General features: G+C 41.1%; 13 protein-coding genes. 2 read left to right on the forward strand and 11 right to left on the reverse strand.

Annotation, left to right across the window (positions count from 1 at the left end):
• The first annotated feature begins 125 nt into the window (after nucleotides 1-125).
• Both nadE and DMZ48_RS07610 read left to right on the forward strand, forming a co-directional pair.
• Nucleotides 126-917, forward strand: coding sequence for an NAD(+) synthase (gene nadE / locus DMZ48_RS07605; RefSeq protein ID WP_143954526.1), 792 nt, complete (start codon nucleotides 126-128; stop codon nucleotides 915-917).
• Between the two features lie 166 nt (nucleotides 918-1083).
• Nucleotides 1084-1713, forward strand: coding sequence for a response regulator (locus DMZ48_RS07610; protein WP_143954527.1), 630 nt, complete (start codon nucleotides 1084-1086; stop codon nucleotides 1711-1713).
• Here the strand turns inward: DMZ48_RS07610 and dnaG are convergent.
• The 11 genes from dnaG to DMZ48_RS07665 form a co-directional block, all read right to left on the reverse strand.
• On the reverse strand, nucleotides 1710-3674 hold the full coding sequence (gene dnaG / locus DMZ48_RS07615; RefSeq protein WP_143954528.1) for a DNA primase: 1965 nt from the start codon (nucleotides 3672-3674) through the stop codon (nucleotides 1710-1712). The two genes, DMZ48_RS07610 and dnaG, sit on opposite strands and share 4 nt — an antisense overlap.
• 100 nt (nucleotides 3675-3774) lie before the next feature.
• Entirely contained in the window at nucleotides 3775-4887 is a 1113-nt protein-coding gene (locus tag DMZ48_RS07620; RefSeq protein WP_143954529.1) for a hypothetical protein, read from the reverse strand.
• Nucleotides 4888-4916: 29 nt separating this feature from the next.
• The gene (locus DMZ48_RS07625; protein ID WP_143954530.1) at nucleotides 4917-5651 is read right to left on the reverse strand and encodes a hypothetical protein; all 735 of its coding nucleotides are present in this window, start codon (nucleotides 5649-5651) and stop codon (nucleotides 4917-4919) included.
• On the reverse strand, nucleotides 5638-6213 hold the full coding sequence (locus tag DMZ48_RS07630; RefSeq protein ID WP_242009150.1) for an RNA polymerase sigma factor: 576 nt from the start codon (nucleotides 6211-6213) through the stop codon (nucleotides 5638-5640). Before DMZ48_RS07630 ends, DMZ48_RS07625 begins: the two co-directional genes overlap by 14 nt.
• A 155-nt stretch (nucleotides 6214-6368) precedes the next feature.
• Entirely contained in the window at nucleotides 6369-7346 is a 978-nt protein-coding gene (locus tag DMZ48_RS07635) for a polyprenyl synthetase family protein (RefSeq protein WP_143954531.1), read from the reverse strand.
• A gap of 65 nt (nucleotides 7347-7411) precedes the next feature.
• Nucleotides 7412-8452, reverse strand: a complete 1041-nt coding sequence (rlmN, locus tag DMZ48_RS07640) for a dual-specificity RNA methyltransferase RlmN (protein WP_143954532.1) — start codon at nucleotides 8450-8452, stop codon at nucleotides 7412-7414.
• A 171-nt stretch (nucleotides 8453-8623) separates the two neighbouring features.
• On the reverse strand, nucleotides 8624-9673 hold the full coding sequence (gene queA, locus DMZ48_RS07645; protein WP_143954533.1) for a tRNA preQ1(34) S-adenosylmethionine ribosyltransferase-isomerase QueA: 1050 nt from the start codon (nucleotides 9671-9673) through the stop codon (nucleotides 8624-8626).
• Between the two features lie 201 nt (nucleotides 9674-9874).
• The gene (locus DMZ48_RS07650) at nucleotides 9875-11101 is read right to left on the reverse strand and encodes a 3-phosphoshikimate 1-carboxyvinyltransferase (protein ID WP_143954534.1); all 1227 of its coding nucleotides are present in this window, start codon (nucleotides 11099-11101) and stop codon (nucleotides 9875-9877) included.
• Between the two features lie 65 nt (nucleotides 11102-11166).
• A complete protein-coding gene (locus DMZ48_RS07655; protein WP_143954535.1) occupies nucleotides 11167-11493 on the reverse strand; it encodes a nucleotide pyrophosphohydrolase in 327 nt (108 codons plus the stop codon).
• A gap of 2 nt (nucleotides 11494-11495) precedes the next feature.
• Nucleotides 11496-13439: a transglutaminase domain-containing protein gene (locus DMZ48_RS07660; RefSeq protein ID WP_143954536.1), complete on the reverse strand. Its 1944-nt coding sequence runs from the start codon at nucleotides 13437-13439 to the stop codon at nucleotides 11496-11498.
• Between the two features lie 20 nt (nucleotides 13440-13459).
• The gene (locus DMZ48_RS07665) at nucleotides 13460-15391 is read right to left on the reverse strand and encodes a DUF3857 domain-containing protein (protein WP_143954537.1); all 1932 of its coding nucleotides are present in this window, start codon (nucleotides 15389-15391) and stop codon (nucleotides 13460-13462) included.
• Nucleotides 15392-15469 lie beyond the last annotated feature (78 nt).

The raw sequence follows: 15469 nt of genomic DNA on the forward strand, positions 1-15469 counted from the left end.
ATCCGTTATTTTTGTTTACAAAGTTATACGAATCCGTCAATTATGGATCTTCGGGATAATATTTTAGTAAATACGCCACTAAACTACCACTTACAACAGTTAAACAACTTAAATGAAATTTTATTATGAATGCCGAAAAAGTATGTAATCACATCGTAAACTGGTTAAAGGAATATGCGGTTAATGCAGGTATGAACGGTTTTGTTGTAGGTGTATCCGGAGGAATCGATTCCGCTCTGACCTCCACACTCTGTGCAAGAACCGGATTGGATGTACTTTGTCTTGAAATGCCAATACACCAGGCAGAAAATCAAGTTAGCCGAGCTTTAAACCACATCAAATGGCTTCAGTCCAACTACTCCAATGTGAGAATGACACAGGTAAATCTCACTCCTGTCTTCGATCAGATGGTTAGCGCCTTTCCATCAGTTACTAATGAAGAAGACCGGTTCATGTCTCTTGCCAATACACGCGCCCGCCTAAGAATGACCTCACTTTACTATTTCGCTGCACTGGAAAAACTCCTCGTTGCGGGAACAGGAAACAAGGTAGAAGATTTCGGGGTAGGATTTTACACAAAATATGGAGATGGCGGGGTTGATCTTAGTCCGATCGCCGACCTCCTAAAAACCGAAGTCTATGAACTCGCTGAATATCTTGGTGTAAATCAGGAAATCCAGGATGCACCACCCACCGATGGATTATGGGGTGATGACCGTACCGATGAAGATCAGATCGGAGCCAGCTATCCTGAACTCGAATGGGCCATGAAAATGGACGACGAAGGAAAGACTGCAGATGACTTCAGCGGACGAGAAAGAGAAGTCTTTCATATATTCAAGCGATATAATAAAGCTAATAGTCACAAAATGAACCCAATACCTGTATGCGAAGTGCCCGTTCATCTGAAAAAGTAGTATTTGAAAAGAAAGTTTTTTCAACTATTTTGTTGAAGTATTTTTTTTAGTTACTTTTACAGTAATCCAAACTCCCCAAGCCATATCATAATTATTGTATTTGCTGTCTTAGTTACCAAACTTATCTGGCTTACTTTATTGTATAATAACTTTAAATTTCATTATTATGATCAAAGTGTTAGTGGCCGACAACCATCCTATTGTTAGAGAAGGGTTGAATGCAGTTTTAAAGGGTTCGGGTGACTTTGATGTCATCGCCAGTGTAAGCACGACTTCTGAATTGTTTGAGGCTTTAAAAAAAGAACAACCCGAGGTAGTACTCCTCGAAATGGACATTCCGGAAGTCAACGGTATTACCGCGCTTCGAAAAATGAAAAAAGACTACTCCGATATAAAAGTACTTATATACAGTGCTCAGGCCGAAGATGTCTATGCTTTGAGCACATTAAGAGCCGGTGCATCCGGATATGTTTCCAAAACAGCTTCGCTTGAAACTCTGAAGAACGCGATCTCAAAAGTTGCCGAAGGTGGTATGTTCATCACCAACGAACTTGCACAAAGACTCGCTTTCGATGAAAGCACCAATAAACCTAGAAGATTCTTTAGAAAACTTTCCACAAGAGAAGTTGAAGTATTAAAATTACTGGCTTCCGGAAAACGTAACAAGCATGTTGCAGAAGAACTCGGATTAAACGAAAAGACCGTCAGCACCTATAAAGCCAGACTGATGCGCAAACTCAACGTAGATAATATGGTTGATATGCTTCAGCAGGCGAAAGCACTGGAACTTTATTAACTTAAAGACACACGGTCTAACCTTTTTGATAATAATTTCTTTAACTGATGATAATTGCTGATCTCTTCAAGAATATCACGATTGTCATCAGTTGTTGAATTAAGTACATCCTGCTGTAAACCATCTACCCGCTTCTCGATAAGATGGCACCTAAAACTCAAAATGGTATCACTTACCAGTCTTGACACAACTGAAGTCTTTTCCTTTACCAGTATATCTTTCCTTCCCCAGTCATGTAATTCATAGCGTTCCTCTTCCATCAATATGGAAGACACCTCATTACCGAGTTCCGGATCGATCTTATTGATAAATTCATTGACGGCAAATGTTTCAACCTCACTGAATTCTACAATAAGGGAATCGTAAATGCCGCGAAAAACCGGATTCGATAATTCCACCTCATCCTGCTGAAGATCCAGGTAGATCTTTTCGAACACACGCAACTGGTGCACATAAGGTTCGAGAACCAATTCACCCTTATCATTTTCCTTCAGGACCATATCGGAGAACTCGCCTTCATAATGTCCGTACAGCAATAGCAACTCAATAATCTTTCTTTCCAACTGTTGTTGCAGATCGATCTTAACAACCTGAGGGCGATCCTGTACCACTTCCATGGTACGTTTTTCCTTTTTCAGGCGTTTTCCCGCATCATCAACCTCTTTCCTACCCAGTTGAGCCAGGGTATTAAAAAGTACTTCTTCAGAAATATCCATGATCCGTGAGCACTCCTGAAGATATACTTCACGCTGAATCCTGTCCGGTATCTTGGAAATACTTGTGACAATATCGCGAATGGTCCCTGCCTTTTTAACCGGATCATTTGCTGATTCCTCGACCAGTAATGACGCTTTGAACTGAATGAAATCCTTTGCATTCTGCTCGAGATACAACACCAGATCCTCATAACTGTTGGCCGCAGCAAAACTATCAGGATCCTCACCCTGAGGAAAGGTACAGACCTTTACATTCATACCCTGCTCCAGAATAAGATCGATACCACGTAGTGATGCCCTTAATCCTGCTGCATCTCCATCAAAGAGCACGGTAATGTTTTTGGTCAAACGGTTTATTAAACGTATCTGATCGCTGGTAAGGGCAGTTCCACTGGAAGCCACTACATTGGTCACCCCTTTTTGATGAAACTGAATCACATCAGTATATCCTTCAACCAGGTAACAATTATCCTCCTTTGCAATGGATTGTTTTGCCTGGTAGAGTCCGTACAATACTTTACTCTTATGGTAGATATCACTCTCAGGTGAGTTCAGATATTTAGCCGCCTTTTTACTGCTGTCGAGGATCCTTCCTCCGAATCCGAGCACACGGCCACTCATTGAATGAATCGGAAAAATAACCCTTCCCTTGAACCTGTCGAACTGCTTTTCTTCCTTTACAATGGTAAGCCCGGTTTTTTCCAGATACTCCAGGTTATAGCCCTTTCCCAGAGCTGCGGAAGTAAAATCATCCCAGGTATCGATCGCATAACCCAGTTGAAATTGCTCCATGGAATCACTGTTGAAACCCCGCTCTTTGAAGTAGCTTAAGCCAATGGCTTTCCCTGGTTCTGTATGATGAAGATTCTTTACAAAATGATCTCTGGCAAATTCAGATACCAGATACATACTTTCCTTCTCATTCGCCTTTTCCTTGTCTTCATCGGTTTGTTGGGTCTCCTCGATCTCGATATTATATCGTTTCGCAAGGTACCTGATCGCTTCCGGATAGGTGAAGTGTTCATGCTCCATCAGAAATGCCACGACATTTCCTCCTTTTCCACTACTGAAATCTTTCCAGATCTGTTTTGCAGGCGACACCATAAAACTCGGGGTACGTTCATCCGTAAACGGACTCAGGCCTTTTAAATTGGAACCTGAACGCTTCAATTGCACATAATCACCGATGACCTCCTCTACCTGAGCAGTCTCAAACACCCTGTCTATGGTTTCCTTTGCAATCACCTGATCTATTATTATCTCTTAAAAATAATGATTCCCGCCAAAAGCGGGAACCAAAAATAAGTAATATATTATTATATACCTGAACCGTATTACAGGGAAATTAAAGCTCCCATCTAAGACCTACTGCAATATTATTTTCATCGCGGTTTCCATCTTTAAAAATAGTATTCAGATCGTATTTCATATAGAGGCTCAGATCACCGAATCCCATATATCCTGCCAATCCGTAAATGGTATTATTGGTATTATAATTATTCTTGATCTTTTCTTTATGCCGATCCCCATCAATCTTATATTTGAGCTTTTGACGTGTGGAATAATTTAGCCCGAAATACCCTCCCAGACCTATTCTGAACTTATGTCTTGTACTATACCTGAAATAATCACCCCTGTCGATCATTTTTGAAGGCCCGAATTCGAAATACACAGGAATCACCAGATTATCCATTCTCAGTTTCGATTTATCCAGCGAAGCTTCAAACGGCTCCAGGTAGGTCAGATCTCCATCTTTTACAAAATACTGATTATCATCCGGCTTGAGCCCATTGAACTGAAAGTTAAGACCATAAACAATTCTCATAAAATTAGTATTCCTGAACACCCGGGTCTTCCATTGCCATCCAATCTCGAAGAAACGACTACCTCCGACCTTGTAGGGTGTATCATCAAAGGATTGCCCCTCTATAATAGCATTGTTGAAACCGGCAGCCAGAACGATATCACTGGTAGTACGTTTATCATATTTACGTTTGTGATCAAAGATCATTTCTACTTCCCAGAAATCATCCCAGTCATCTGGCCAATGCGTATCCTCCTCTTTCTTCTGTTGCGGATCGATACCGATATAGGTACCTTCCTCCAGATTGAATTCATATAATTCTCCGCGTTTCACCAAGGCGATCTTGTTATCGATGATTGCCAGTTTGTTCTCAATGTTTTCCGCAGATTTTCTTGCCGCTGCTTCCTTAAGCTGTCGGGCCTCTTCACTGGTGATCTCACCCTTATCAGCCCTTCCGTTTATAACTTCCACCTCCTTACGGAGTTTTTCCTTTTCCGCGGTTACGATATTCTCCTTTTCCGCTTGCAGCTGATTTAACTGATACTGGATCCGGCTATCGGTGACGGAATCCTTTTTTGTCTCTACCTGCGCGCGAACCAGTTGGGCAGTAAGACACAGTGCCACCACAGTGGCAATGGTAAATAACTTTCTCATAATGTTTGATTGTGATTGATGAATAAACTCTATTGATCGTGGTTAGCCACGGCTGTTTTTACTTTTTGATACCCTTTGCGTAATGCCTCAAAAACCTTGTCTTTAAAAGAGCGGTCGAGTTCAAATTCCACCTCATCGAGCAAGGCCATGGCATCTACTTTATTATTTTTGATTATGGTATCTCCATATAGTTTTCGCTGAGCTTCCAGGAGTAAAGCATCGATCTCCGCATCGGTAACCTCCCCCTCCATTTGTTTCTGCCGAATACTTTCTGCGGCACTCGCAATAGCTAGTTCCTCTGCGGTAAAGGTTTCCTGTATTCTAGTTTCTGCAATAGCTTCCTGAGTTTCGAAGATCTCCGGATTTCCCTCAGCGATCACAGATTTCCGTTCCACTACTCTCTTTAATGGCTCCACAGCTTTACCAGCAGGGGTTGCTGCAACTGAGGATTCAGGAACGGGAACTTCCGTTAGTTTCTTTACGGGAGTCGTCAATTCAGGAACCACACTTTCAGGCTTTGCTTCCTGATGAACAACCGGAACTACTACTGCCTCACCTCCGGAATTGATCATCCATAGTGTTCCTGCACCCAGCAATACGATGACCGCTGCGGCGATACGGATCCATGGAAAGGTTTTTTTCTTAGGCGATTCTTCTGCAGTATCCAGCATTTCACTGAGTTTCCCCCACGATTCTGATGAAGGACTAACTTTTCTGCTCTCCAATACTTCCCTAATCTTCTTATCTGAATTATGCTGTTCCATTTTCCTTAACCTTTAACGCATTGACACCTTCTTTTAAAATCTTCCTCGCTTTAAAAAGCTGTGATTTGGAAGTACTTTCACTGATCGACAAAAGATCACTGATCTCCTTATGAGAATATCCCTCGATAGCATACATCAAAAAAACCGTACGATACCCATCAGGCAGATTGTCGATCATTCGCTGAATATATTCTGCATCCACATACAGATCTTCATACATTTCAAATTCTACGGATTCTTCATCGACCTCCTCCACTTTAAAAACATTCTTTTGTACCCTTAGATAATCGATACATTCACGAACCATGATCCGTCTTACCCAACCTTCAAAGCTCCCTTTCGACTGAAACTCTCCAAGGGAGGAGAAAACCTTAAAAAAACCTTTGATCATTACATCCTCCGCAAACTGCAAATCATGGATATAATATCTGCAAACGCTAAGCATTTTTGAAGCATGCCGTTCATAGATCAACCGCTGTGCTTCACGATCGCCCAAAACAGCCTTTCTGATCAATGCAGATTCATTTCTATGTAACGGTATAACTTTCAACAAAGATTTCATTTGGTTCTCTGTTTATATAGACGGGTTATCCGAATCAAAGGTTGCCTGAGTTTACATTTTTTTTTAAAATATTGAAAGGCGTCCTGAAACACACACGGATATAAAATGATAACAACCATTATACTGCCACAAATTTCCGGCAGCAGATAAAGTGGTTATTTCTTTCTTTCGATAACGTAATCCACCATTAACTTTAAAGCATTTCTGTACGGGGATTCGGGGTAAGTCATAAGAATATCAAGAGCTTGCTTCTGAAACTCAACCATCCTCTCTTCGGCATAATCAAGTCCGCCCCGCTCTTTCACAAAAGCAATCACTTCCTTGACACGTTTTTTATCCTTGTTATGGTTTTTAACTGAATTTATGAGCCAGTTGCGCTCTTTTTTAGAAGCATTGTTCAAAGTATAAATCAGCGGCAGTGTCATTTTCTGCTCCTTTAGATCAATTCCTGTAGGTTTCCCAATCGGACCATCTGTATAATCGAAAAGGTCATCTTTGATCTGGAAAGCCATTCCGATCAATTCTCCGAACTTTCTCATTTTTTCAACTTCCGGAGATCCCGGCAATACCGAGCACGCACCAAGACTACAACAGGCAGCGATCAGCGTTGCAGTTTTCTGACGGATGATCTCGTAATAGACTTCCTCCGTAATATCGAGTTGTCTTGCTTTTTCGATTTGCAGCAATTCCCCTTCACTCATCTCTCGAACGGCTACGGAAATAATCTTCAAAAGGTCGAAATCACCATTATCTATCGAAAGTAACAGTCCTTTTGAAAGCAGGTAATCTCCCACGAGTACGGCGATCTTATTTTTCCATAAGGCATTGATAGAAAAGAATCCTCTTCGCCTGTTACTATCATCAACAACATCATCATGGACCAGTGTAGCGGTATGAATAAGTTCGATCACGGAGGCTCCTCGATAAGTACGGTCGTTAACTTTACCTTCAGAAACCATTTTGGCAACCAGAAAGACAAACATCGGCCTCATCTGCTTCCCCTTTCGATTTACGATATAATGAGTAATCCTGTTGAGAAGAGCTACTTTGGAAGACATGGACTCATAGAACTTTTTTTCAAAAAGTTCCATTTCCTTATAGATGGGCTGCTTAATTTGCTCTACGACCTTCATTGAGGATTCAAATATACTATTTCGGAATTAAAGAATTACTATGCCACATTTCAGTTTCGTCAAGATCAGGATTTATTAGCCAACTGCCCGCAAGCAGCATCGATATCCTTCCCACGGGAACGTCTTACCGTAACAGTGATCCCATTATATTCAAGGGCTTCCTGATACATACTTATGGCCGTATCGTCTGCCTGCCTGAACTCGTCATCCCCAATGGGGTTATATTCGATAAGATTCACTTTGGACGGTGCGAATTTACAGAATCTGATCAGGGCATCCACGTCTTTTTTACGATCATTGATCCCTTTCCATACCACATATTCATAGGTGATACGGCTTTTGGTACAGGAATACCAATATTCCAGCGCCTGCCTGAGTTCGCTCAACGGAAAATGCTCATTGAAGGGCATAATAGAAGTTCTTACCTCATCGATAGCAGAGTGCAGGGAAACTGCCAGCTTAAACTTCACCCCATCATCAGCAAGCTTGCGAATCATTTTAGGAACACCACTGGTAGAAACAGTGATACGCTTAGGCGACATCCCTAAACCATCGGAAGAAGTGATCATATCAATAGCCTTGATCACATTATTATAATTCATCAAAGGCTCTCCCATCCCCATAAAAACAATATTCGAAAGAGGCCGGTCATAATACAATCTGCTTTCATTATCGATAGCTACCACCTGATCATATATTTCGTCCGGATTAAGGTTACGCATGCGTTTAAGCTTTGCAGTGGCGCAGAATTTACAATCAAGACTGCAACCCACCTGGCTTGAAACACAAGCGGTAGTTCGGGTTGGGGTGGGAATTAGTACCGATTCTACGATAAGATCATCATGCAGACGCACTGCATTTTTGATCGTCCCATCGGAACTACGCTGCATGGTATCTACCCTGATATTATTGATCACAAAATTAGCTTCTAGCATACTTCGTGTATCCAGTGAAAGATTGGTCATAGCCTCAAAGGAATAAACCGCTTTTCCCCACAACCATTCATATACCTGATTCCCTCTGAATGCTTTATCTCCCTGAGCGACAAAGAATTCCCTTAATTGCTCACGGGTTAAAGCCCTGATGTCCTTTTTCTTGATCTCCATTGTGTACAAAGATATATTTATTCCCAGTTTAAAGAAAACATTAGGTGTAGCATAAAAAAAACCGTCTTAAAAGTCGGCTTGGTATTCTTTGAAATACCGCTGCAGAATATCTACAGGAGATATTCGATGCTACTAACTTTTAAGACAGTCTGAATTATATCGATCGAATCCTTAAAGGATCAGCATCGCATCACCGTAAGAATAGAACTTATATCCTTCTTTTACCGCTTCCTTATAAGCCTTCATGATCAGGTCATGACCTGCAAATGCAGAGACCATCATAAGTAAGGTTGATTTTGGTGTATGGAAATTCGTTACCATACAGTCTGCAATACTAAAATCGTATGGAGGGAAAATGAATTTATTAGTCCACCCTTCATAAGAATTCAAGGTCTTCTCGGAAGAAACTGAACTTTCCAGTCCACGCATTACCGTAGTACCGATAGCACAAACTTTTTTCTTATTCTTTTTGGCATTGTTTACAGTATCTGCAGCTCTCTCTTCGATGAATAATTCTTCACTATCCATTTTATGTTTTGACAGGTCTTCCACCTCTACCGGGTTGAATGTACCTAATCCGACATGCAGGGTCATTTCAGCAAAGTTCACACCTTTGATCTCAAGTCGTTTCAAAAGATGTTTTGAAAAGTGAAGACCTGCAGTAGGTGCTGCAACAGCTCCTTCGCTCTTAGCATAGATGGTTTGATAACGATCCTCATCTTCCGGCTCAACGGCTCTTTTGATATATTTTGGCAGTGGCGTTTCACCGAGTTCATTCAGTTTATCTCTGAATTCATCATAAGAACCATCGTAAAGGAAACGCAGGGTTCTTCCACGTGAAGTCGTATTATCGATCACTTCAGCAACCAGGCTTTCATCATCACCGAAATACAATTTATTACCAATTCTTATTTTACGAGCCGGATCTACCAAAACATCCCAAAGACGTTGCTCAACATTGAGCTCTCTTAATAAGAATACTTCGATTCTCGCACCGGTCTTTTCTTTGTTTCCGAAGAGACGAGCAGGGAACACCTTGGTATTGTTCAGTACCATTACATCTCCTTCATCAAAATATTCGATCAGGTCTTTAAATTGACGATGCTCGATCTTTCCATCTTTACGATGGATCACCATTAAACGGGCTTCATCACGGTTTTCAGAGGGATACTCTGCAAGCAATTCCTTTGGAAGGTCAAAATTAAAGTGCGATAATTTCATTTGAATATAGATTTACCAAAGCCGGGTATGACGGAGATCTGCCCCAAAAATATCCGACTTCAAGTGTTTTATGGTCCAGTGAATACGTATCAGTAACACTTTTCCCACAATAATAATTTTAGCGTGGGCAAATATACAATATCGGAATAGGGGTTGTCAAGGAAATCGCCAATTATTTACAGGACAGTAAATCAGGCTACTTTAATCTAAAGTCTCTACCTCAAATCCAATACTCTTCATATCGTTCCAGAAATCGGGATAAGATTTTGAAACAACCTCGGCATCGTTGATGATGATCGGCACCTTCATCGCCAATGGAGCGAAGGCCATAGCCATTCTATGGTCGTTATAAGTATCGATGGCAATATCGCGGTTAATTCGTCCTCCGGCTTCAAGATGTAGCGACTTATCGGTTACCTCAATTTGCGCTCCCAGCTTCCCAAGCTCAGTTTTTAATGCCTCAAGACGGTCTGTTTCTTTGATTTTCAGCGTGTGTAATCCGGTAAGCTCACATCCAATACCTAACCCAAAACAGGTCACGGCAATGGTCTGCGCTATATCCGGAGCATCAGAAAGGTCATATACCACCTTCTGTACATCGGAAATATTTCCTGATGTCAAAACAACGGTATGATCGTTGAATTCTGAATTGACTCCCATAGGCACATAAAGATCCTGCAGAACACTATCACCCTGCAAACTGTTTTGCTTATAACTACTAAGATCGATATGAGCACTTTCTGCCAATGCAGCGATGCTATAGAAATAAGATGCAGAACTCCAGTCTGATTCCACCGTTAATACTTTAGCATCCACCGCTGATTTAGGTTGTATGTTGATCACGGAACCTTCAAACGACGTGGTGATTCCGATCTCATTTAAAAGTGCCAGTGTCATTTTGATATAAGGCACAGAAGTGATCTTGCCTTCCAAATGCAGTTCCAAACCATTTTCAAGGCCAGGAGCGATCAGCAGTAATGCAGAAATATACTGACTACTAACATTTGCTGCCATCACTACCTTATTCTTCTCCAGCGACCTCCCCTTAATCTTCAAAGGAGGAAATCCTTCTTCAGCCACATAGGAAATGTCGGCACCAAGCTGACGAAGTGCATCGACAAGAATACTAATCGGACGTTCGGTCATTCGCTGAGAGCCTGTAAGCACAACTTCCTTCCCCGGACTACATGCAAAAAACGCGGTAAGAAATCGCATCGCAGTACCAGCATGGTGAATATCTACGGTACCCTTATCGGTCATTACCCCCTTACTCATCACTCGACTGTCGTCTGAATTGGAAAGATTAGCGATCTCCAGATCCGGGTATAATGCACGAAGCAATAATAAACGGTTGCTTTCACTCTTAGAACCGGTGATATTGATCGCTGATTTCAGCTGACGATTATTGGCGGTGAGACGTAGTTTCAAAATATGTGGAGTTTTAGACTTAAAGCAGGTAAAAATAAAAAGATTCCCGCGGTTGCGGGAATCTTTTATTTTAATTTTTCATTGTTATGATGTCGGTCATGATCCCTTTTGGTCTTCTTCTCCATTTTCTGATCGAAACTTTTCTGAAGATCTATTCCAGTTTGGTTTGCCAGGCATAACACGACAAAAACGACATCGGCAAGTTCTTCACCGAGATCCTTATCCTTATCACTTTCCTTTTCACTTTGCTCCCCATACCTTCGGGCAATGATCCTGGCCACTTCCCCTACCTCTTCGGTAAGCTGGGCCATATTGGTCAATTCATTAAAATAGCGAACACCGTGCTCCTTTATCCATTTATCAACTACTAGTTGGGCATTCTTTATTTCCATTATCAGGCTTTAATTAGTACCAATTTTTCCGATTGCTTTTTGATGACCTGATTAAAATATTCTTTCAGTGCATCATAATACAAAGCGGGTACAATATCGGTATTTATTTCTGAAGTCACCATAACCTGAACATTGTTTCCGGCAGATTTCAACACATATGTGAACTTACCAAGATTATCCGGCAACGAAAGTGCGGCGCTTTCAGGAAGTGTTTCTATCTTATATCCTTCCGGAAGTCCGATATTGATCATAAAACGATCCTGCTTTGGATACACGAAATCAAGTGGGAATTCCCGCTTATCCAGTTTTAGTGGATTTTCAGAATCGGTAAGGAAGAATAATGGAGAGACATAGATCTTCCCATCGATAAATTCCACACCGGTATCTTTATGAAAACTATAGGTCTCTGTAATAGGCTTACCAAGATTTTCCATATCATCAAGCTGATATTCATCTACCTCAATACCGAGATATCTGTTTTCAAGTTTTTCCAGATATTCTTCATTATCCACATTGAAATAATTTGAGCGGAATTCATAAGCGAGATGATCGGTAACCTGCCTTCTCAACTTACCATCAATTGCTCCTTGCGGATCGATCTTCACCTGCATGTTCATAACTTCCTTAGACGACATGGCCGGAGTCATATCCACTTCCACCGATGACCCATTTTCACGTATCATTCTACCATTCCAGTTCAGAACACGATGTGGCAGAATGTTCGGTAATGCAAACTTTTCAGTAGCATCGAGCAATACGATACCTTCGTTAAGCTCTATACCACAAATCACATAGTTAAATCCGTCACTTGTAGGATAGAGGGGTATTCCGTTTGATTTTGTACTCACCAATACCGGATTTGCGGTAATTCCGGCAAAACGCATCATTGAAGTCATCATAAGATTGATCTCAGCAACGTTTCCTACACCCTCCTTGAAGGCCTTACGAACACCATCGCTACAACCGTATCCCACATATTCATTCCAATTCATTTTCTGTTTCACAAAATTGAAAATAATAGCGATCCTTTCCTGAGGATTCGAGGTAGCCGCGATTAGCGGGTTCAACTCATCTTCAAAATATCCGGTCTTTTTCAATTCATCTCCGAAGCTGCTATACCCATAGATGGATTTGGTCACATCATTCCAGTTGTGTGAATAACTTTTATAATAGGAGCCTGGAATTTCTATCTGATTTAATTCATAATACACACTACTTCTATAGTTGTCGATATTATCAACAAATGCTTCACCTTTCATCGAAGGCACATTATCCAGTTCATATTTTTCAACCAGGTTATAACCATCAACAATCTGACTGCTAACCTTATCAACTTCAGGCCTTACAGGCATATAACCTTTGAAGAGTGGTTTGAACTTAAAATATTCAGGAGCACTGAAACTCGACTCAAGTCTTTTGATAGGCACTCCCAACTGAAACCTGTATTCAGGAATATAGAAATAATAAGGGGAGGTAATACGATATTTATATTCAACCACACACCCTTCTTTGATATTCGGCAGGGTAAAGGTCTCCTTGATCCTTCCTTTACTAATCTCTTCCTTAAAGATCCCATCTTTCTCTAGCTTAGTCTCTTCAATCTTTCCGTCAACCATAGTGTAAGTGACCGCTTTAAGCCCTGAAACCACATCTGCTCCTTCACTTCCATCGCGCAAATAGACCGTTTCAGTCGCGTAGTCGAATCCGTCTTTATTATAGATCTTTACGCGCTCCTGAATCTCAGTAATCAGTTTTATTTCACCGTTATAGTAGGTAAAATAAGAGGACCGCTCCTTAAACAAATAGGCTGCAGCAGCATCAGGTTCAAGAGGATGTTGTTTTTCTTCGATCTCTTCTTCGGATACCTTGCCAAATTTATAGTTCTGCCCCATAGAAACAGAAGCGGCACCTACCAGAAGGAAACAGCTAACAATCAATTTTTTCATAGTATGATATTTAAAAAGTATTAGGTTTTATCGGTTTGTTTCAATACGATCTTTGAAACATCATATTGAGCCACTTTTTTACAGAAATCACGGAAATCATCATAATCGTCCTTCTCATATTCACCATGTCTGATCAACAGGCTTCTTTTCATTATTAGTTTACCATCCTCATTCATCTCCATCGTAAGATGGTACTCACCAAATTTATTGGCGATAGATACTGCCCCCGGTAAGGTTGGCATGGTATATTTTTCAGGAAGCGTAATTATAAATTCATCTTCCTCCTTAAAACCACGCTCCACCTGAAATGGGAGTTTCCGGCTACGGTACCTGTCTGGAATACTGCGATAGCGATCAAAAGCATTAGGCATGATAAGCAACTGCTCTCCTGACTTATTCGCATAATTACGCACCTCTACTTTCAAGTGCTCTTTGAACTCGATCTTATCCTTATCATTTTTGAAGGAATAGGAATCGATCTGTAAACCGTTCATATATTTCCAATAATATTCTTTGTAATATCGGTTCACATATTCATCATCGCTATCTTCAACATAGTATGCATTATCATATGCGATACCATTCGAAGTCATATCGATCTCTCCACTGATACTCCCGTCATCCTGGATAACATAGTTCGCTTTGGTCAGTTTATAATTGTTCTCATCGAGATAAGAAGGAGTAGTCATGATCTCACCTCCATCCGGTTTTATCACACAAACTCTCCTGTTATCGGTAAAATCACCCACGAAATTAAATGGAAGACTCTGAGATGTACAATCAACCCATAACATCTCATCCTTATATGGGATTGCCAGAATGATATGGTTCCCCTGCGCGAGCGATGGAAATTCCGCGTGGAAACTATCGATCGACTGCCCTGCTTCCACATGGGTATAGTATGATTCCACCCCTACCGCACGAAGCAATGCCATGGTATAATTACTGAGTCCCTTACAGTCTCCATACTTCACTTTATCCACATCGATAGCAGCTATTGGCTGCATCCCGCCGATCCCGACCTGAACACTGATATATCGGGTATTTTCCTGAACATATTTGTAAATGATCTTGGCTTTTTCATAATCGTCATCAACTCCTTTAACAAGGGCAGTTACGGTAGCAATGGTTGCAGGAGGGAGCTCCTGGCGTCCCGAAAGGATCCTTGTATACATCCATTTACCAAACTCGTTCCAGTCACTGACATCTCCTTCGTATCCTTCATAAAAGAAACGTTTAGGCACCACTTCAACTCTGGGCACGATCTTCGAAAATGCAGGCGCCAAATCTTCTTTCTTAATAGCCTCCAGATTCTTACCACTATAGGCGAGATATCCCTCAGATTCTTCCTTATGTATATCATATCCTTCTAGTCGACTCTCCTTTATTCGCAATGAGGTCTCGTTCGGATCATAATGCACAATGTAATGGCTTTCTTCCGTACTCAGGTTGTATCCGCTTAGAAAGCTCCATGAAGGCAGGATTGCAGAGTTATCGGTTGCTATCTCATAAGAGAATTCTACCGTAAACGGATAGGAAACCGGCGTATAATCGAGATACAACACCCGGGAGTCAGAATACAACGTTCCTCCGGATACGGCACTCACATCTTTAAAATCCTTCTTTTTAAATTTATTCACCTCTTCACCAGTCCGATCGAAAATCAACATCTGGATATCCTTAACTTTGATCCCATTGTTATAATGGACATAGGGTTTGAGATCATCCAGACCTTCCTCATTCAACACGGTAATCACTCTTACCTGTTTCATCTCCATATCTCTGATCGATTTCATATCGACCTCCATTTTCTCGTACCTGACTAAAGCATTGGAGTTTTTTATCAATTCCGCATTCATCGATAGCGACTGATAGACTGATTTCTCCTGTCCATATAAAACAGAAGACATGGCAATGAAGAGAATCATTACCGATGAAGTAAAGTTTTTCATCTGACGGGTATATATTTAGGCGCGATAAATATGTATAAATTCCGTCAGAATTGAAAGAAAAAGCCTTATTATTTAATG

It is taken from the genome of Robertkochia solimangrovi (assembly GCF_007279655.1).
In the GTDB taxonomy this organism is placed as follows: domain Bacteria; phylum Bacteroidota; class Bacteroidia; order Flavobacteriales; family Flavobacteriaceae; genus Robertkochia; species Robertkochia solimangrovi.